The 18,744-nt window shown below is 68.5% G+C and carries 20 protein-coding genes; 12 read left to right on the top strand and 8 right to left on the bottom strand.

The features are described 5' to 3' along the window. Positions 1-80: 80 nt before the first annotated feature. A complete protein-coding gene (locus AB0M45_RS07790; RefSeq protein ID WP_364324063.1) occupies positions 81-1,535 on the top strand; it encodes an NAD-dependent succinate-semialdehyde dehydrogenase in 1,455 nt (484 codons plus the stop codon). Between the two features lie 45 nt (positions 1,536-1,580). On the opposite strand, the gene AB0M45_RS07795 is transcribed toward AB0M45_RS07790, so the two are convergent. Together AB0M45_RS07795 and AB0M45_RS07800 are read right to left on the bottom strand one after the other, a co-directional pair. Beyond that, positions 1,581-1,775, bottom strand: coding sequence for a hypothetical protein (locus AB0M45_RS07795; protein ID WP_364324065.1), 195 nt, complete (start codon positions 1,773-1,775; stop codon positions 1,581-1,583). Between the two features lie 168 nt (positions 1,776-1,943). Further along, positions 1,944-2,237 (bottom strand): chorismate mutase, encoded by a 294-nt coding sequence (locus AB0M45_RS07800; RefSeq protein ID WP_364324067.1) that lies wholly within the window; start codon positions 2,235-2,237, stop codon positions 1,944-1,946. Positions 2,238-2,617: 380 nt separating this feature from the next. Here AB0M45_RS07800 and pcrA point away from each other — a divergent pair, with 380 nt between their 5' ends. Together pcrA and AB0M45_RS07810 are read left to right on the top strand one after the other, a co-directional pair. Beyond that, complete coding sequence (pcrA, locus tag AB0M45_RS07805; RefSeq protein ID WP_364324069.1) at positions 2,618-5,209, top strand: DNA helicase PcrA; 2,592 nt, start codon at positions 2,618-2,620, stop codon at positions 5,207-5,209. Between the two features lie 90 nt (positions 5,210-5,299). Next, the gene (locus tag AB0M45_RS07810; RefSeq protein WP_364324071.1) at positions 5,300-5,725 is read left to right on the top strand and encodes a hypothetical protein; all 426 of its coding nucleotides are present in this window, start codon (positions 5,300-5,302) and stop codon (positions 5,723-5,725) included. Between the two features lie 71 nt (positions 5,726-5,796). Here the strand turns inward: AB0M45_RS07810 and AB0M45_RS07815 are convergent, their stop codons facing one another. Beyond that, positions 5,797-7,089, bottom strand: a complete 1,293-nt coding sequence (locus tag AB0M45_RS07815; protein ID WP_364324073.1) for a M23 family metallopeptidase — start codon at positions 7,087-7,089, stop codon at positions 5,797-5,799. A 539-nt stretch (positions 7,090-7,628) separates the two neighbouring features. Here AB0M45_RS07815 and sucC point away from each other — a divergent pair. From sucC to purH, 6 genes are all read left to right on the top strand, one after another. Beyond that, entirely contained in the window at positions 7,629-8,795 is a 1,167-nt protein-coding gene (sucC, locus tag AB0M45_RS07820; protein ID WP_364324075.1) for an ADP-forming succinate--CoA ligase subunit beta, read from the top strand. 25 nt (positions 8,796-8,820) lie between these two features. Beyond that, the gene (sucD, locus tag AB0M45_RS07825) at positions 8,821-9,735 is read left to right on the top strand and encodes a succinate--CoA ligase subunit alpha (RefSeq protein ID WP_364324076.1); all 915 of its coding nucleotides are present in this window, start codon (positions 8,821-8,823) and stop codon (positions 9,733-9,735) included. A gap of 449 nt (positions 9,736-10,184) precedes the next feature. Continuing rightward, positions 10,185-11,219: a DUF5336 domain-containing protein gene (locus tag AB0M45_RS07830; protein ID WP_364324078.1), complete on the top strand. Its 1,035-nt coding sequence runs from the start codon at positions 10,185-10,187 to the stop codon at positions 11,217-11,219. Between the two features lie 92 nt (positions 11,220-11,311). Further along, positions 11,312-12,799 carry a DUF6350 family protein gene (locus tag AB0M45_RS07835; RefSeq protein WP_364324079.1) on the top strand — a complete coding sequence of 496 codons (1,488 nt, stop codon included), beginning with the start codon at positions 11,312-11,314 and terminating at the stop codon, positions 12,797-12,799. Between the two features lie 38 nt (positions 12,800-12,837). After that, entirely contained in the window at positions 12,838-13,515 is a 678-nt protein-coding gene (gene purN / locus AB0M45_RS07840) for a phosphoribosylglycinamide formyltransferase (RefSeq protein ID WP_364324129.1), read from the top strand. Next, entirely contained in the window at positions 13,512-15,083 is a 1,572-nt protein-coding gene (gene purH / locus AB0M45_RS07845) for a bifunctional phosphoribosylaminoimidazolecarboxamide formyltransferase/IMP cyclohydrolase (RefSeq protein ID WP_364324081.1), read from the top strand. Before purN ends, purH begins: the two co-directional genes overlap by 4 nt. A 63-nt stretch (positions 15,084-15,146) precedes the next feature. On the opposite strand, the gene AB0M45_RS07850 is transcribed toward purH, so the two are convergent. The 5 genes from AB0M45_RS07850 to rpmB form a co-directional block, all read right to left on the bottom strand. Then, a complete protein-coding gene (locus tag AB0M45_RS07850) occupies positions 15,147-15,608 on the bottom strand; it encodes a hypothetical protein (RefSeq protein ID WP_364324083.1) in 462 nt (153 codons plus the stop codon). A gap of 102 nt (positions 15,609-15,710) precedes the next feature. Beyond that, entirely contained in the window at positions 15,711-15,965 is a 255-nt protein-coding gene (gene rpsR / locus AB0M45_RS07855; protein ID WP_011211513.1) for a 30S ribosomal protein S18, read from the bottom strand. Between the two features lie 34 nt (positions 15,966-15,999). Further along, positions 16,000-16,305, bottom strand: a complete 306-nt coding sequence (gene rpsN, locus AB0M45_RS07860) for a 30S ribosomal protein S14 (protein ID WP_364324085.1) — start codon at positions 16,303-16,305, stop codon at positions 16,000-16,002. 1 nt (position 16,306) lies between these two features. Beyond that, on the bottom strand, positions 16,307-16,477 hold the full coding sequence (rpmG, locus tag AB0M45_RS07865; protein WP_019049259.1) for a 50S ribosomal protein L33: 171 nt from the start codon (positions 16,475-16,477) through the stop codon (positions 16,307-16,309). Positions 16,478-16,489: 12 nt separating this feature from the next. Continuing rightward, positions 16,490-16,726 carry a 50S ribosomal protein L28 gene (rpmB, locus tag AB0M45_RS07870; RefSeq protein ID WP_063052922.1) on the bottom strand — a complete coding sequence of 79 codons (237 nt, stop codon included), beginning with the start codon at positions 16,724-16,726 and terminating at the stop codon, positions 16,490-16,492. Positions 16,727-16,828: 102 nt separating this feature from the next. On the opposite strand from rpmB, the gene AB0M45_RS07875 reads away from it, so the two are divergent. Genes AB0M45_RS07875 through rpmF form a run of 3 tightly spaced genes read left to right on the top strand, consistent with a single transcriptional unit; the run spans position 16,829 to position 18,613 of the window. Further along, positions 16,829-18,181, top strand: a complete 1,353-nt coding sequence (locus tag AB0M45_RS07875) for a GTP-binding protein (protein WP_364324089.1) — start codon at positions 16,829-16,831, stop codon at positions 18,179-18,181. After that, on the top strand, positions 18,178-18,438 hold the full coding sequence (locus AB0M45_RS07880) for a type B 50S ribosomal protein L31 (RefSeq protein WP_364324091.1): 261 nt from the start codon (positions 18,178-18,180) through the stop codon (positions 18,436-18,438). Before AB0M45_RS07875 ends, AB0M45_RS07880 begins: the two co-directional genes overlap by 4 nt. A 1-nt stretch (position 18,439) precedes the next feature. Continuing rightward, positions 18,440-18,613 (top strand): 50S ribosomal protein L32, encoded by a 174-nt coding sequence (rpmF, locus tag AB0M45_RS07885; RefSeq protein WP_364324093.1) that lies wholly within the window; start codon positions 18,440-18,442, stop codon positions 18,611-18,613. Positions 18,614-18,744: the final 131 nt, after the last annotated feature.

Consider the following 18,744-nt stretch of genomic DNA (forward strand, 5'->3'; position numbering starts at 1 on the left):
ATGGGCGGACTTCGTCCGGCAGTGCCTTCTATGCGGCTGCTTCACTTCGGTCGGGTCCGGCGCGGGCTTACGCTGGCTGCATGGTGTCCGAACGTGAACTTCTCGAATCCGTACCCACGCGGCTGTGGATCGGCGGACCTGTCGACGCCACCGGCGCAGGCACCTTTCCGGTGCACAATCCGGCCACGGGGGAGGTGCTGACGCAGGTCGCCGACGCGACGCCGGAGGACGCGCTGCGCGCGCTCGACGCCGCCGTCGCGGTGCAGGAGGAATGGGCGGCCACGCCGGCGCGCGAGCGGAGCGAGATCCTGCGGAAGGTGTTCGAGCAGATCACCGCCCGCGCGGAGGAATTCGCGCTGCTGATGACCCTGGAGATGGGCAAGGCGCTGCCGGAGAGCCGCAACGAGGTGCGCTACGGTGCCGAATTCTTCCGCTGGTTCAGCGAGGAGGCCGTCCGGGTGCACGGGCGCTATCTGCATGCGCCGTCCGGCACCGGGCGGATCATGGTGCACAAGCAACCGGTCGGCCCCTGTCTGGCCATCACGCCGTGGAACTTCCCGCTGGCCATGGGCACGCGCAAGATCGGCCCGGCGCTGGCCGCGGGCTGCACGATGATCGTCAAGCCCGCCTCCGCGACGCCGCTGACCATGCTGTTGCTGGCCCAGCTGTGCAGCGAGGCCGGTCTGCCCGACGGCGTGCTTTCGGTGCTCACCACCAGCCGCTCCAGCGCGGTGACCCAGCCACTGCTGGATGATCCCCGGCTGCGCAAGCTGACCTTCACCGGTTCCACCGAGGTCGGCAGGAAGTTGGTGGAGAAGTCCGCGAACCGGCTGCTGCGGACCTCCATGGAACTCGGCGGGAACGCGCCGTTCGTGGTGTTCGACGACGCCGACGTCGACGCGGCCGTGCAGGGCGCGATGCTGGCCAAGCTGCGCAACGGCGGCGAGGCGTGCACCGCCGCCAACCGCTTCCACGTGCAGAACGGCGTCCGAGCGGAGTTCACCGCGAAGCTGGTCGAGGCGATGTCGAACAACGTGCGGCTCGGGCCGGGCACCGATCCCGACACGACACTAGGTCCGCTGATCAACGAGGATCAACTCCAGACCGTCGGCGAACTGGTGGACGATGCCGTCGCGGCAGGCGCACAGGTACTGATCGGCGGCAAGGCACCCGGCGGCCCCGGCTGGTTCTACCCGGCCACCATCCTCGCCGACGTCCCGCCGCAAGCCAGGATTCTGCGCGAGGAAGTGTTCGGCCCGGTGGCCCCGATCATCGGCTTCGAGACCGAGGATGAGGGACTCGCCGCCGCCAACGACACCGAATTCGGTTTGGTCAGCTACGTCTACACCCGCGACCTCGATCGCGCCCTCCGGATCGCCGAAGGGCTGGAATCCGGCATGGTGGGCGTCAATCGCGGCGTCATCTCCGACCCCGCCGCCCCTTTCGGCGGCGTCAAGGCGTCCGGCTTCGGCCGGGAGGGCGGCACCGAAGGCATCGAGGAGTATCTGTCCACCAAATACATCGCCCTCACCTGAGGTGTGTGATGGGGTGGCCGGCCGAGTCGGCTGACCACCCCGTAGTTACGACCGACTTTCGAGTTCGGCCTCGATGTCGGCGTCCGAGGCAATCGCGACGCCGGATTTCGCGGCCAGCCTGCTCAGCGTGATCCGACTTCGGATGACCTCACGATATGTCTCGTACATGATCTCGCTGTAGTTGGTCTCGCTGTCGGTGACGCGACTCTCCAAGGCCGTCACACGTCGGTCCAGATTCATCGTGGTTCCCCCTTCCCCAGGCTCCCGCGGGCTGACCAATGCGGGCGAAGCGTATCCCAGACCACCGGCAGACACCCCGGATCCGGACATGAAACGACCGCCCCGGGGTGTGCCCACCCGGGGCGGCCTTATGGGATGCGACGGTCTCGCGAGCGCGCCGCGCAGTTCTCAGTGGCCGAGGCGACCGCGACCCAGACGAAGCAGCAGCATGGCGAGGGTGTGGCCTTCCTGGCCGAGTTCGCTGAAGCGCTCCAGCACCTTCATTTCCCGACTGTGCACGAGGCGCGGCCCGCCCGACGCCATCCGGGTCCGGCCGATGATCCGGGAGATCTCCGTCCGGCGCTTGATCGCGGCGAGGATCTCGGCGTCGAGAAGATCGATCTCCTTGCGGAGCTTGTCGATCTCGGCCTCGGTCTGCGGCAGCGCGGAATCGGACCCGGTCGCCGTGGCAGGGGTGCTCATCATTCATCTCCTCGTGTCAGAACTTGGATCGGAGCGTGCGCTCGGCTCGTTACCGATCGGTTCTTTCACCGTGAAACAGACCTGGTGGGGCCTTGCATTGTCCCCCCAGACGGTGCGCTCAGGCATAGGCTCCGCGATCCCGACATCCGGCGGGTAACCGAAGCGGAGGTATCGGGAGAGCGCTGAGCATTCCGCCAGTCTGCCACGGGCTGGAAGGTATGCAAAACAACTACATTTGTGAATCGCCCGAGAAGCCCAGGTCGTTTCGCCGCGGCTTCCCAGCACTGGGGGCCTCCCGTTCGCCGAGCCGGTGCCGAACGGATACCGATGCGCCCCGGGGCTTCAGGTCTGTCGGTGCCCGCCGGTAGCGTGGATGGGCGATGGATATCACGGTGGCTCCCAAGACGCAGACGGGTCGGGTCATGCACCCGGATCCGACATCGAAACCGCTGGTCGCGCGGAACGACGCGGAGCGGCCGCAGCAGGCCCCCGTGCCGCAGGCACCGCTATCGGAGGTCGAGCGGGAACAGCAACGGGTCGAGCGCGAGAAGCGGCGTGCCGAGGAGGCCGAACGGCTGCTCGACGGCCTGAATCCGCCACAGCGCGCGGCGGTCGTGCACACCGGATCACCGCTGCTGATCGTGGCCGGCGCGGGGTCCGGCAAGACGGCCGTGCTCACCCGGCGCATCGCCTACCTGCTCGCCGCGCGTGGCGTGACCCCGGGCCAGGTGCTCGCCATCACCTTCACCAACAAGGCCGCCGCGGAGATGCGAGAGCGGGTGAGCGGGCTGGTCGGCCCGCGTGCGAACGCGATGTGGGTGTCCACGTTCCACTCCAGCTGCGTCCGGATCCTGCGTACCCAGGCGGCGCTGCTGCCCGGCTTGAATTCGAATTTCTCGATCTACGATGCCGACGATTCCCGGCGCCTGCTCACCATGATCGGCCGCGATCTGGACATCGACGCCAAGAAGTACTCCGCGCGCCTGCTGGCGACCGCGATCTCGAATTTGAAGAACGAGCTGATCGATCCGGCCCGGGCCAGCGCCGACGCCGAATCCGACGATGCCGAACTGCCCGGCCTGGTGGCCAGGGTCTACACCGAATACCAGCGCAGGTTGCGTTCGGCGAACGCGCTGGACTTCGACGACCTGATCGGTGAGACCGTGGCTCTGCTGCAGAATCACCCGCAGGTCGCCGAGTACTACCGTCGCCGTTTCCGGCACGTCCTGGTGGACGAGTATCAGGACACCAACCACGCGCAGTACGTTCTGGTGCGTGAGCTGGTCGGGCACCATGCCGACGACGGAGAAGACCGGCCGCAGGACCGTGTCCCGCCGAGCGAACTGTGCGTTGTCGGTGACGCCGACCAGTCCATCTACGCCTTCCGTGGCGCGACCATCCGCAATATCGAAGAGTTCGAGCGCGATTTCCCCGACGCGGAGACCATCCTCTTGGAGCAGAACTACCGCTCCACACAGCACATCCTCTCCGCCGCCAACGCGGTGATCTCGCGCAACGAGAACCGGCGCGAGAAGAAGCTATGGACCGATTCCGGCGAGGGCGATCTGATCACCGGCTACGTCGCCGACAACGAGCACGACGAGGCGTCGTTCGTGGCACGCGAGATCGACCGGCTGGTCGACCAAGGCGAGGCCAACTACGGCGACGTCGCGGTCTTCTATCGGACCAACAACAACTCGCGCGCGCTGGAAGAGATCTTCATCCGGATGGGACTGCCCTACAAGGTGGTCGGCGGTGTCCGCTTCTACGAGCGCAAGGAGGTGCGCGACATCGTCGCCTACCTGCGCGTGCTGGAGAACCCGGACGACGCGGTGAGCATGCGCCGCATCCTCAACACGCCCCGCCGCGGCATCGGCGACCGAGCCGAGGCATGTGTGGCGGTACACGCCGAACAGCGCGGTATCGGTTTCGCCGCCGCGCTGCGCGACGCCGCGGACGGGAAGGTGGCGCTGCTGAACACCCGCTCGCAGCGGGCCATCGCGGGCTTCCTGGACCTGCTCGACGAGATCCGGGCGGCGGGCGAACGCGCGGAGTCCGATTTCCCCGATGTGGGCAATGTCGTCGAGGCGGTGCTCGAGCGCACCGGTTATCGCGCCGAGCTCGAGGCGTCCGACGATCCACAGGACGGCGCACGCCTCGACAACCTCAACGAATTGGTCAGCGTCGCACGCGAATTCAGTTCCGAGGCGCACAACAACGCGGAGGCGGCCCGGCAGGAGGGGCTGGTCCCGGAAGTGGGCGAAGGCGAGCCCGACCCGGGTTCGCTCGCCGCGTTCCTGGAGCGGGTCTCCCTGGTGGCCGACACCGACCAGATTCCGGACGAGGGCTCCGGCGTCGTCACGATGATGACGTTGCACACGGCCAAGGGCTTGGAGTTCCCCGTGGTGTTCGTGACCGGTTGGGAGGATGGGCAGTTCCCGCACATGCGGGCGCTCGGCGATCCGACCGAGCTGGCCGAGGAACGCCGCCTCGCCTATGTCGGCATCACCCGAGCACGGCGGCGCCTGTATCTGACCCGGGCGGTGGTGCGCTCCGGCTGGGGTCAGCCGGTTTCCAATCCGGAATCGCGCTTTCTGCAAGAGATTCCGGGTCATCTCATCGACTGGCGCCGCCTCGAGCCGGCCGGATCGCCCGCGAGCAGGGGTATCCGGCGACGCGGCGGTGACGACGACGGGTTGGAGCGGGACTGGACGCGGGGCGACGGCTGGTCGGAGCCACGGCCGGGCCTGCGGGACCGGGGGCCGCGCAGGCCCGCGCCCGGCGGCGCGACGCGCAACAACACGAATTTGGTGCTTGCCGTGGGCGATCGGGTCAGTGACGACAAATACGGTCTCGGCCGCGTGATCGCCGCCGAGGGCTTCGGGCCGCTGGCCACCGTGACGATCGATTTCGGCACTGCGGGCAAGATCCGGCTGATCCCGCAGTACAGCCGAACGCTGGTCAAGCTCTGAGCGTGCGGGCCGCGTCTGACGCGGGCCGGGCCGTGGGAGAGGGTCTTTCGACCCTGCCCCTGCTCCAGCCGCGCCGGTAGGGTCCGCGGCATGGACACGGTCGCGCAGCGCATCCTGTGGTTTCTGCCCATGCTGTGGCTCGGCATGGTGCTGGCCATCTCGTTCCTGGAGGCGCCGTTGAAGTTCCGCGCACCCGGCGTGACGCTTCCGCTCGGTCTGGGCATCGGTCGCTTGGTGTTTCGCGCGTTGAACGCCGTCGAGGCCGCGCTCGCCACACTGCTGGTGCTCGCCGCGCTGATCGTGACGCCCGGTCCGGTCACCTGGTCATGGCTGGGCGTGGCCGTGGCGCTGCTCGCCATCCAGATCCTCGTGGTGCGGCCGCCGCTGACCCGCCGCGCCGACCGCGTTCTGGCAGGCGAGAACCTGCCGCGTTCGCACGCCCACTATTGGTACATCGGTGTGGAGGTCGCCAAAGTGGTCGCGTTGCTCGGCCTCGCGATCGCTGCCGCGCCGTAAAGGTCTGCGTCGCAGGCCATTCGGACAGCGCTGACCGGGAAACCCCTGTGTGGCGCTGCCAGGCGGGTCGCTCAGTCGCGCATCTGGCCGAGGCCGATGCCGCGGGTGGCCAGCCAGGGGACCGGGTCTACCTTGTCGACGCCGTTCAGCCAGACCTCGAAGTGGCAGTGCGGTCCGGTGGAGAACCCGCGGTTGCCCATCGTGGCAATCTGGTCGCCGGCCAGCACGCGCTGGCCCTGCGAGACCGTGGCGGTGTCGATGTGGCCGTAGATGGTGACGGTGCCGTCGTCATGGAGCAGGCGGACCCACATGCCGAAGCCCGCGGCGGGGCCCGCCTCGATCACGGTGCCGTCGGCAACCGCGTAGATCGGGGTGCCGATCGGGCCCGCGATGTCGATGCCGAGGTGCTGCACGCCCCAGCGGGCGCCGAATCCGGAGGTGAAGTTGCCAGCGGCGAAGAACTTGTGGAACAGCGGGCGAAGTTTCGCGGACTCCTGGGCGGCGAGATCCTCCGCGTACTTCTGGCCCTTCTGCAGGATGTCGTTGAACTGGTCCAGGTTGGCGGGCGCCGAGACGTTCAGCACCTGCGGCGATTCCAGTGCGGCGCCGGGATCGGCCACGTTCATCGACTGAGCGGCGATCTCGTGGATCTGCCCCGCGGCTTCGTAGTCGACGGTCTGCGATGGCTGCTCGGGCGAGGCGAACGCGGCCTGTCCGGCGGCGACGACCGCGCCGGCGGCGACGGCGGCGACCGCGGCGCGGCCCTTGAGGGCGGCGGGCGGTGCGGGCACCCGGTGGGCGCCACCGCGCTTGTTCGCGGCGCGGCGCGCGGGTATCACGGTCGGCACGGCCGGGAGCTCGGTCCCGGTTTCGGTCGCCTCGGTTCCGGCGGTCTCCGAAGCCCAGGATTCCTCCGGGGCCCAGCAGCCGGTGTCCTCGGCGACCCATTCCTTCGCTTCCGGCGTCCAGGGCTCCTCTTCGGCCCACGCCTCACCGGAGCTCCACGCGCCACCATCGGACCACGAGTCCTGTTGTGACCAATCCCGTTCGGCCCAGGCGTTGTTCGAGGCCCAGGAGTCGTCGTGGCCCGTGCTCTGGTAGGCCGCGTGGTCATACGCCGTATGGTCGTAGCCCGCGTCGGGAACCGGCGGTTCGAACGACGCGTGCTCGGTTGCGAAGGCGGGACCCTGGTCCGCGGCTGCGTGGTAGTCGTACTGCGATGCCGCGCCGTACTGGGAGTCCCCATGTCCGTCGATCTGGGTACCCGGGTACGGGCTCGCCGCGCCGAAGGACTCGTCGTCCTGGCGGTAACGATGTCCGGATCGCAGGCGATCATCGGAAGCGAAGGTGGAGCGATAGTTCATCGGCGGTGCCACATCGTGAAGCGGGAAGAACTCGAATATCCGCTGGTCAGCGGCGTCGATCGGTCGTATGCGGAGCGGCTCTCCGGCTGCGGAGCGCTGTGCTGCGTCAAAGCTTGCCGTCCTCCTAGTCGTGACCGTGTTGTGACATCGACCGCAATGACGGTAACGAAACGATTGCGCCCCCACAAGCGCTGCGGACATTCCGTAACAAACATGTGAGATTGATCACTTCTATCGTGCTGAATATCTCACCGCGATATGGGCACACGCGAGAGATCTATCGACGACAAGCTGTAGTAGAAAGCTGCCCGATTCCGAGTTCGGCGGCTCTACCTGGCGTGCCGTCAGCAACCTACTCGTCAGTAGTGTTGGCCAGCGGTTTTGCCGAGGCGCAGCACCGGTCCGTGACCTGCGCCACTTAGGATGAACGTGGCCGATTGGCCCTCCATGTGACTGGTTAAAGTCCGACCCGACCCGCTTCCGACGTCGGGCCGCCAACAAAGACGTTGTCATCACAACGCAGACGAGACGGTGAGTACATGGATCTCTTCGAATATCAGGCGAAGGAGCTCTTCGTTAAGCACGGAGTGCCTTCGTCCGAGGGCCGCGTCACGGACACGGCCGAGGACGCCCGCGCGATCGCGGCGGAAATCGGCAAGCCGGTGATGATCAAGGCCCAGGTGAAGGCCGGTGGCCGCGGCAAGGCGGGTGGAGTCAAGTACGCCGCCACCCCGGACGACGCCTTCACGCACGCGCAGAACATCATCGGCCTTGACATCAAGGGCCATATCACCAAGAAGATCCTCGTCGCCGAGGCCAAGGACATCGCGGAGGAGTACTACATCTCCTTCCTGCTGGATCGGGCCAACCGGACCTACCTGGCCATGTGCTCGGTCGAGGGCGGCATGGAGATCGAAGAGGTCGCCGCGACCAAGCCGGAGCGGCTGGCCAAGGTTCCGGTCGACGCGGTCAAGGGCGTCGACCTGGCGTTCGCGCGCTCGATCGCCGAGCAGGGCCACCTGCCCGCCGACGTGCTGGACGCCGCGGCCGTGACCATCCAGAAGCTGTGGGAGGTGTTCGTCGCGGAAGACGCCACCCTGGTCGAGGTCAACCCGCTGGTGCGCACCCCGCAGGACGAGATCCTCGCCTTGGACGGCAAGGTCACCCTGGACGAGAACGCCGGATTCCGCCACCCGGAGCACGAGGCGTTCGCAGACAAGGACGCGACCGACCCGCTCGAGCTCAAGGCCAAGGAGAACGACCTCAACTACGTCAAGCTCGACGGCGAGGTCGGCATCATAGGCAACGGCGCAGGCCTGGTCATGTCGACCCTGGACGTCGTCGCCTACGCGGGCGAGAACCACGGCGGCGTGAAGCCCGCCAACTTCCTGGACATCGGCGGTGGCGCCTCGGCCGAGGTGATGGCCGCCGGTCTGGACGTCATCCTGAACGACGAGCAGGTCAAGAGCGTGTTCGTCAACGTCTTCGGCGGCATCACCGCCTGTGACGCGGTCGCCAACGGCATCGTGAAGGCGCTGGAGATCCTGGGTGACAACGCGAACAAGCCGCTGGTGGTCCGCCTCGACGGCAACCGGGTCGACGAGGGCCGCAAGATTCTCGTCGAGGCCGCGCACCCGCTGGTGACGCTGGCGCAGACAATGGACGAAGGCGCCGACAAGGCCGCCGAACTGGCAGCCGCCCGATAACGACGGCCGAGTAAGGACGAAAACAATGTCTATCTTCCTGAACAAGGATTCCAAGGTCATCGTCCAGGGCATCACCGGCGGCGAGGGCACCAAGCACACCGCGCTGATGCTGAAGGCGGGCACCCAGATCGTGGGCGGTGTGAACGCGCGCAAGGCGGGCACCACCGTCGCGCACACCGACAAGGACGGCAACGCGGTCGAGCTGCCCGTCTTCGGCACCGTCGCGGAGGCCATCAAGGAGACCGGCGCCGACGTGTCCATCGCGTTCGTGCCGCCGAAGTTCGCCAAGGACGCCATCATCGAGGCCGTCGACGCGGAGATCCCGCTGCTCGTGGTCATCACCGAGGGCATCCCGGTGCAGGACACCGCCTACGCGTGGGCCTACAACGTGGAGAAGGGCGCCAAGACCCGGATCATCGGCCCGAACTGCCCCGGCATCATCACCCCCGGCGAGTCGCTGGTCGGCATCACCCCGGCCAACATCACCGGCAAGGGCCCGATCGGCCTGGTCTCGAAGTCCGGCACGCTGACCTACCAGATGATGTACGAGCTGCGCGACTTCGGCTTCTCGACCTCCATCGGCATCGGCGGCGACCCGGTCATCGGCACCACCCACATCGACGCCATCGAGGCGTTCGAGAAGGACCCGGAGACCAAGCTGATCGTGATGATCGGCGAGATCGGCGGCGACGCCGAGGAGCGGGCGGCGGCCTACATCAAGGCCAACGTCACCAAGCCGGTCGTCGGCTACGTGGCGGGTTTCACCGCCCCCGAGGGCAAGACGATGGGCCACGCCGGCGCCATCGTGTCCGGTTCGTCGGGCACCGCCCAGGCGAAGAAGGACGCGCTGGAGGCCGCTGGCGTCAAGGTCGGCAAGACGCCGTCCGAGACCGCCGCGCTGGCCCGCGAGATCCTGGAGAAGGCCAGCATCAGCGCCTGATCCGGTACGCGCCACGCACGAAGGCCGCCTCCGAATTCGGGGGGCGGCCTTCGTCATGTGTGGCGGGTGGGCTCAGGCTTGGGCAGCAGCCGAGCATCCTGACCGGCCACGTGTGGAACCGTTGGCTCTCGGGAACCCGTCGTGCTTTTCTCATCCCTTCACACGAAGGGGCCGCACAAACGGTTCATCGGCATGGTGATTCCCCGTCCTCGAGAAGCCGGACAGTGTGAAAACAGCCACCGCGGGCAACAGTTAGGTAGGCGATGGGCGGTCTCGCTACAAGCTGCGGGTCGGACACGTGTCTCGAAGCGTGCGGCGACCTGCCGGGACGCGGACGATTTCGCTCGTCCCGGCGATTGGCACAGGGTGACCTGGGCCAGGCAGTGCAGTAGCGTCAGAAGTAATCCAGCCGTGAAAACCATGAACGACTCGATTTAGGAGACGACGACATGTCTTACCCGACCGGGGGCTCCGGGTACAACACACCCTCGCCCTCAGCGCCATCCAGCCAGAGCCCTGCTCCCGGTGGCGCCACTTCAGGTTCGAGCGCTACCGGTTCCGATGCCAAAGGTCTGCCGTTCTTCCTGGTGGTCGGCGTAGCAGCGCTCGGCGTGCTCAACTTCCTGCTCGGCTTCCTGCCGTTCCTGGGCAGCAAGCCGATCGATCTCGGCGGCAGGCGGGTCAGCGGGTCGGAGACAGCCAACCTGTTCGAGGTGGCGTCCGGCTCGCCGCTGCTCGGACTGCTGCTGCTCGGCGGCCTGCTCGCCGGGCTGTCGTTGCTGCCGAAGCAGAACTGGATCGGCGCGGCCGCAGCGGCCTCGACCGCGGGCTTCATCGCGCTGCTGTTCCAGTCGTTCAGCTTCGGTGAGGGCAGCGAACTGGCGGTGGGCGCGTACATCGTGCTGGTCCTGGCGTTCGTGCAGACCGCGGTGGCGATCACCGCCGCGCTGTTCGACGCGGGCATCGTGAAGGCGCCCGCGCCGCGCCCGGCCACCGCGCCGAGCGCTTTCGGGCAGGGCGGTTACGGCCAGCAGGCCCCGTCGTTCGGGCAGGCGCAGCAGTCCTTCGGTCAGGGTCAGCCGAGTCAGCCCGGCTACGGACCGAGCGGGCAGTCCGGCTACGGCCAGTCGGCCCCGCCGCAGTTCCCGTCGCAGCAGCCTTCGCCCTACGGGCAGAGCCAGCCGAGCTACGGCCAGGGCCAGCAGGGCCAGCCCTACGGCCAACAGCCTCCGCCCTACGGGCAGAGCCAGCCGACCACGGCCTACGGCGCGTCCCAGCAGCAGGGTTCGCCGTACGGCGCGCAGCCGCGTCCGGACGAGAGCGCGACCCAGCACTTCGGCGGGCAGCCGGCCGGCCAGCAGTCGCCCTACGGTTCGCAGGGCTTCGGACAGCAGCCGAGCCAGCCGTTCGGCGGCGAGCAGGGTGGCGATCCGTCCTCCGACGCCACCCAGGCATTCCGTCCCTCGGACGACAACAACAAGTAACACCGCGCCGCCTTCCCGGCGCGACGGCTGGCAGCTCCTTCCCCGGCGCGCCTGACCCGCTCGCGCCGGGGAAGCTGCCACGCTGAAAAGCCATGAGCTCCCCCAGAACCTCCTCGACGCGCCGAACCCGCGCGTCGCAGCCGCATCCCGATGCGGACGAGGCCGGGTTTCTGTCACTGACTCCGGAGCGATCCAGGGTTCTCGTTGCGGTCGCGGCCCGTCCCGCGGCATTCGGGCTCACCACCTTCGCCGTTCTCGTGCTCGTCACGCTGCTGACCTCGGGCGGTGATCTCGCGGGCGCCTCCGGCGCGGTCGCCGCCAGCTGGCTGGGCGCACACCAGGTTCCGCTGGTGATCGGCAAAACTTCGCTCAGCCTGCTTCCGCTGCTGCCGACCGCGCTGCTGGTCTGGCTGGCTGGGCGGGAATGCGCACAAGCCGCGGAACCGGACTGCACCAAGGCCGATCTCGGGTGGATCGTCGGCGCCGCGGTAGGCGGTCCGCTGCTGGTCACGTCGGTCTGCCTCGCCGTCGCCGAAGACGCATCGGGTGTCATCGCGCTGCAACCGCCGAACACCCTCGCCGCGTTCGCGTGGGTCGCGGTGCTGTATCTGCTCGCCGCTGTTGCCGGCATCGCCATTCGTATCCGGCGACTGCTGTTCGTGCTGTTGCCCGTACCCGACTGGGCCGTCTCGGGGCTGTACGGCGCGGGCCGGTCCGTCTTGCGGCTGCTGGGCTGCGCCACCGCGGTGGTGGTCGTGTCGTTCCTCGCGCACGTCTCGCGGGTCGATGACACCTATCAGTCGGCGGGTAACGCCGTGGGCGTAATCGGACTGACCCTGCTCGCGCTGCTCTATCTGCCGAACCTGGTGGTCCACACGGTCGGTGTGCTGGTCGGCTCCAGCGCGCATATCGGTGCCGCCTCGTTCGGCGTGTTCTCGGTGGTCGGCGGCCCGATTCCGGCTTTCCCCCTGCTCGCCGCGGTACCGACGGGGCCGGCGGCGGGATGGTGGCTGGTGCTGTTGCTCGTCCCGGCCGCGGTCGGTGTGCTCGGCGGGTTGGATTGCGCCCGTACCTCGACCGACCGGATCACCGCACCGTGGGCGACGCTCAGCTCGGCCGCGCTGGCGTCGCTCGCCTTGGCGGTGGCGGGGGCGGTCGCGGGCGGCGAACTCGGCACGTTCGGCCGGGTCGGGCTGGATCTGCCGATCTTCGCGCTGATCACCTTCGCCTGGCTCGCGATTCCCGGCTACGCGGGCCTGGTGTTCGCACGCTGGTTCCTCGTCCCGGTCGGCGTCCCGCCGGCCGACTACACCGATCCATACGACGACTACGACGATTACTACGCCAGCTCCGACCACGCCGACTACTACGCGGACGACGACTACTACGACTACCGCGACGATCGCTCCCTCGGCTACGACAGGCCGGAGCTGGAAGACGCACTCGACGCCGAGCTCCTCGACGAGCCAGCCGCGATCGAGACAGACGACGCGCGCCACGACGACCCCATGGCCGACATCGTCGACGCCGAGGTGGTCGAGACGGACCTGCCGGACAGTGACCGGGTGGACGGTCGTTAGGCTCTAACCCGGCGGTGCCGCATCCGGACGCCATACCGATCGATCGCAGGAGTATTACGCTGACGTCCTCGCACGCCCCGTGGAAGCCCGCAGCGGCGCCGGCAACCGTCGTCGTGCTGGCATCGGGCACCGGCTCGCTGCTGCGCGCACTGTTGGACGCGGCGTCCGCTCCCGGCTATCCGGCGAAGATCGTCGCCGTCGGCGTCGACCGCACCTGCGCCGCCACCGGCCACGCGGACGCCGCGGGCGTGCCGCATTTCCGGCTGGCGCTGAAGGACTTTCCCGACCGCGCCGCCTGGGATGTCGCGTTCACCGACGCAGTCGCGGCCTACGACCCGGATCTCGTGGTGTCGGCGGGCTTCATGAAGCTGCTCGGCCCGGCCTTCCTGGACCGGTTCGGCGGCCGGATCATCAACACCCACCCGGCGCTGCTGCCCGCGTTCCCCGGCGCGCACGGAGTTCGTGACGCGCTCGCCTATGGAGCGCGGGTCACCGGTTGCACGGTGCATCTGGTGGACGAGGGCGTGGACACCGGCCCGATCCTCGCGCAGGAGGCGGTGGCGGTGCTGCCCGGTGACGATGAGGCCACCCTGCACGAGCGCATCAAGGTTGTCGAGCGACGGTTGCTGGCGGAGGTCGTCGCCGCCGTCGCCACGAGAGGCATTGTCTCCGACGGACGAAAGGCAGTTATCCCAGATGAGCGAGTTCTCCGGTGAGTGAACGCAAGCCGATCAGCAGGGCGCTGGTGAGTGTCTACGACAAGACGGGTCTCGTCGAGCTCGCGACCGGTCTGCACGCGGCGGGCATCGAGCTGGTCTCGACCGGATCCACCGCGGGCAAGATCGCCGACGCGGGCATCCCGGTGACCAAGGTCGAGGACCTGACCGGGTTTCCGGAGACCCTCGACGGCCGGGTCAAGACGCTGCATCCGCGGGTGCACGCGGGCATTCTGGCCGACTCGCGCAAGCAGGAGCACGTCGATCAGCTGGTCGAGCTCGGCGTGGAGGCGTTCCAGCTGGTCGTGGTGAACCTCTACCCGTTCACGCAGACCGTGGCGAGCGGGGCCGGTCCCGACGAGTGCGTGGAGCAGATCGATATCGGCGGGCCGTCCATGGTGCGCGCCGCGGCGAAGAATCATCCGTCGGTGGCGGTGGTGGTCGACAGCCGCGACTACGACGACGTGCTGGCCGCGGTGAAGTCCGGCGGCTTCACGCTCGCCGAGCGAACCGCCTTGGCGGCCAAGGCTTTCCAGCACACCGCGAGTTACGACGTCGCGGTCGCGAGCTGGCTGACCGACGTGCTGGCCGTAGACGGCGAGGCCGACGCGGCGGCGACCCGGTTCCCCGAATGGCTCGGTGGCACCTGGGAACGCTCGGCGGTGCTGCGCTACGGCGAGAACCCGCATCAGGCCGCCGCGCTGTACACCAACGGCGACGGCAGCCTCGGGCTGGCGCAGGCACGGCAGCTGCACGGCAAGGAGATGTCGTACAACAACTACGTCGACGCCGACGCCGCCTGGCGGGCGGCCTTCGACCACGAAGACCCGGCGGTCGCCATCATCAAGCACGCGAACCCGTGTGGCATCGCGCTCGGCGCCGATATCGCCGAGGCGCATCGCAAGGCGCACGCGTGCGATCCGGTCAGCGCGTTCGGCGGGGTGATCGCGGCGAACCGCGAGGTCACCGTGGAGATGGCCGAGCAGGTCGCGGAGATCTTCACCGAGGTGATCGTCGCGCCGTCCTACGCCGACGGCGCCGTGGAGGTGTTGCAGCGCAAGAAGAACGTGCGCATCCTCGTCGCCGAGCCGCCGCGGCGCGCGGGCACCGAGCTGCGCCCGATCAGCGGCGGTGCGCTGTTGCAGCAGCGTGACGTGCTCGACGCCGCGGGTGACGACCCGGCCAACTGGACGCTGGCCGCTGGCGAGCCCGCCGACCCGCAGACCTTGGCCGATCTGGCGTTCGCTTGGCGCGCCTGCCGTGCCGTGAAGTCCAACGCGATCCTGCTCGCCCACGACGGCGCCTCGGTCGGCGTCGGCATGGGCCAGGTCAACCGGGTGGACGCGGTCGGTCTAGCGGTGCAGCGGGCCGGTGACCGGGCCAAGGGCTCGGTGGCCGCCTCCGACGCCTACTTCCCGTTCCCGGATGGACCGCAGACCCTGGTCCAGGCCGGTGTCCGCGCCATCGTCCAGCCCGGCGGCTCGGTGCGCGACCAGGAGACCATCGACCTCGCCCGCGAGGCAGGTGTCACCCTGTACCTCACCGGGGCGCGCCACTTCGCCCACTGACGTAGGGCAGCAGCGAGAAAAGGCCGCGTCGGGCCCTCGGTCCGGCGCGGCCTTCGCTGTGCCCTAGACCCCGCTGAGCACCGTGCGGTTGCCCAGTGGCGCTTTCAGTGAGACCTCCAGCGTGCCGAAAACCGCGATCATCGTGCACATCCGGCCCACCGTGTCGGCGCGGGTGCCCGAGCGCAGTTCGACAGTCACCGCGGAATCAGTCTCGGTGACCGTGGCATCCACGCCATAACACTCGGGGGCCCCGGTTTCGAAGTTCACGGCTATCTTGTCGTCCGCCAACCTGGTCCAGGATCGGAACGGAATCGGATGCGCACCGACGATGGTCGGGTCGGCGGTGAACGGGGTGCCCTGGTTACCCTTCGGGTCCTCGACGGGTGTGCTCGGCGCCGCGGCCTGCGTCGTGCTCGTGTTCGGTTGTCTTTCCGTGTCTTTCGAGTCCCCGCAGCTCGTGGCCGCGAGGCAGGCGAGCACTAGGGCGACAGCTGCGGTGGTGCGTCCGGCCGGTATCCGATCCATGCCGCAACCCTAGTCCGGGCGCTCATTCGCAAGCGTTGCCTCGTGTGGAAACGACAGAGACCCCCGAGTTCCTCGGGGGTCTCTCGCGTATCGAAAGCCCGACTACCGGCTGGTGAACGGCAGCAGCGCCATCTCACGGGCGTTCTTCACCGCGACAGCGACCTGGCGCTGCTGCTGCGGGGTGAGCCCGGTGACCCGGCGGCTGCGAATCTTGCCGCGATCGGAGATGAACGTGCGCAGCAGGTTCACGTCTTTGTAGTCGACCGTCTCGATACCCGCGGCGATGAGCGGGTTCTTCTTCGGGCGACGGGCCTGCTCGGCGCGAACCTTCTTCGACGGTGCTCGCTTGACTGCCATATGACGGGTTCCTTCTCACGAGATCAGTGGTTGTCTACCAGCTCGATTTGTGCACACCGGGCAACTCGCCCCGGTGGGCCATCTCGCGCACACGCACACGGGAGAGTCCGAACTTCCGGAGATGACCGCGCGGTCGTCCGTCGGCGGCGTCCCGATTGCGCAATCGTACCGGACTGGCGTCTCGCGGCTGCCGCCGCAGTTCGGCCTGCGCGGCCTCCCGATCGGTGTCCGAGGTGCCCGGCTTCCGGATGATTTCCTTCAACTCGGCGCGGCGCTCGGCGTAGCGCGCCACGATCGCCCTGCGCTGCTGATTGCGTGCGATCTTCGACTTCTTGGCCATTTCAGCGCTCCTCGCGGAAGTCGACGTGCTTGCGCACGACCGGGTCGTATTTGCGCAGCACCAGGCGATCGGGGTCGTTGCGGCGGTTCTTGCGGGTCACGTAGGTGTACCCGGTGCCCGCGGTGGACTTCAGCTTCACGATCGGGCGGATGTCGGTCGATTTCGACGCCATGGGTCGCTCCTTTTAGATCTTGTCGCCGCGTGCCCGGAGCCGGGCCACCACGGCCTCGATGCCGTCCCGGTCGATGGTCTTGATGCCCTTGGCGGAGACGGTCAGCGTGATGCGCCGTCCTTCGCTGGGCAGGTAGTAGGTCTTGCGCTGGACGTTGGGGTTCCAGCGGCGGCTGGTCCGCTTGTGCGAGTGCGACACGGACTTGCCGAATCCGGGCTTGCGCCCGGTGACCTGGCAGTGGGCCGACATGCGGACTCCCTCCAGTAGATGACAATCGTTTTCGACAAAGGCTGACCGGGACTGTACCGTTGTGCGACGGCAAATGAAAATCGTTACCGAAAGGGGTTGCCGGTGGTCGGCGCAGATTCCACCCTGTTCCCACCCGAGTCCGACCGGAGGACGCCCGTGGTGGTGCTCGCCGGGTTCGCCGGACTCGCCGCGGCGGGCGTGGATCGCGCGGCCGCGGCGCTGGGCGCGGCGCCGGGCACCGTCGTCGTCCGCCACGACCTCGCCCAGTTGCGCGAAGGCATCGTGCACCGCACGGTGCGCACCGCGACGGAGGAGACCTCCGCCGTGCTCGAACTCGCGCACGGCTGTGTCTCCTGCACGCTGCGGATGGACCTGCTCCCGCTGCTGTGCACACTTGCCCGGCGCGATTCGGTCGACCGCATCGTGCTCGCACTCGATCCCGCGTTCGAGGCCGAAGCGGTGTGCCAGGCCATCGAGGACGTCGTGGTCAGCGGCGTGCACGGTCGCGTCGACGGTCCCGCAGGGCGCGACGTGCGGGTGGACGCGGTGCTCACCTGTCTGGACGCCGGCACCTGGCTCGCCGACGCGACCGGCGAGGATACGCTCGTCGAGCGCGGCCTCGCTCGCGCCGACGACGACCGCACGGTGGCGCAGGTCGCGGTCGGCCAGGTCGACTTCGCCGACGCGGTGATCGCCCTCGGCGCCGTCGAAACCGACGGAGCGCTGCTCAGCGACGCGCGGGCCGATCGAGGAAAACTCGCCGCGGTACTGGCGCGGCTGGTCCCCGGTGCGCCGGTCGACTGGGTCGACGAGCCAGAAGAACTCACGCCCGCCGGGGTCGAAGCGCTGCTCGCGCGCATCTGCGCCGACTCGCGGCGCGGCCGTATCTTCGACGCGCACGCGCCGCTGCTGCGCGGCACCCCACCCTTGACCAGCGACTACGGCGTCGTGCTCATGGAGTTCGCCGCGGGACGCCCGTTCCATCCCGGCCGCCTGCACGAGGCGCTCGACGTGCTGTTCGACGGCGTGGTGACCGCGCGCGGCCGCCTGTGGCTGGCGACCCAGCCCGACGAGGTGGTCTGGGTGGAATCAGCGGGCGGCGGCCTGCGGGTGGGCGGCGCCGGTCGGTGGCTGGCCGCGATGTCCCCCGACGAGCTGGCCGAGGTCCACCCGGAGCGCCGCGCGATGGCCGCGCTGCGCTGGGACGAGCGTTTCGGGGACCGGGACGTCTCGCTGGCGATCCTGGTGCACGACGCCGATCCGGCGGAGATCCGCGAGGCGCTGCATTGGGCGCTGGTGGAGGACGAGGAGCTGCGGCTGGTCGAGCGCGCACCCGAGCTGGTGGCCGAGTGGGAGGACCCGTTCGGGGAGTGGCACGCCGATCCCTGCGCGGACGGCGACGCCGCGGACCGAGCAGTCGAAGACGTGAAAAGCCCGAGAGGAGAGGCGAAATGAAGAAGGGAATCCATCCCGACTACCACCCGGTGGTCTTCGAGGACGTGAGCACCGGCAAGCGGTTCCTCACCCGTTCCACAGCCACCAGCGCGCGCACCGTCGAGTGGACGGACGGCAACACCTATCCGCTGCTGACAGTGGATGTGACGGCCGACTCGCACCCGTTCTGGACCGGCGCGCACCGCGTGCTGGACACCCAGGGACGGGTGGAGAAGTTCGAGCGCAAGTACGGCAAGCGTATCCGAGGGGAGGCCTGACATGGCCGTGCCGAAGCGGAAGATGTCGCGATCGAACACCCGCAGCCGCAGGGCGAACTGGAAGGCCGCACCGGTCGAACTGGTACCGGTCACTGTCGGCGGCGTGGTGCATCAGGTACCGCGCAGGTTGGTCGCGGCCGTGCGGCGCGGCCTGATCGATCTCGATCGGCTGTAATCCTCGGTAGCGCCTGCGGCGCTGCGTGTTCGGCGGTGACGGCTTGCTACTGTTCAACGTTTCTATCGAGGCGGGCAAACGTGGCGCTGCTGGTCGGTTGTCCGAAAAACCAGTGGTGACGTGACCTTATA

The organism is Nocardia sp. NPDC051787 (assembly GCF_040681325.1).
GTDB lineage: Bacteria > Actinomycetota > Actinomycetes > Mycobacteriales > Mycobacteriaceae > Nocardia.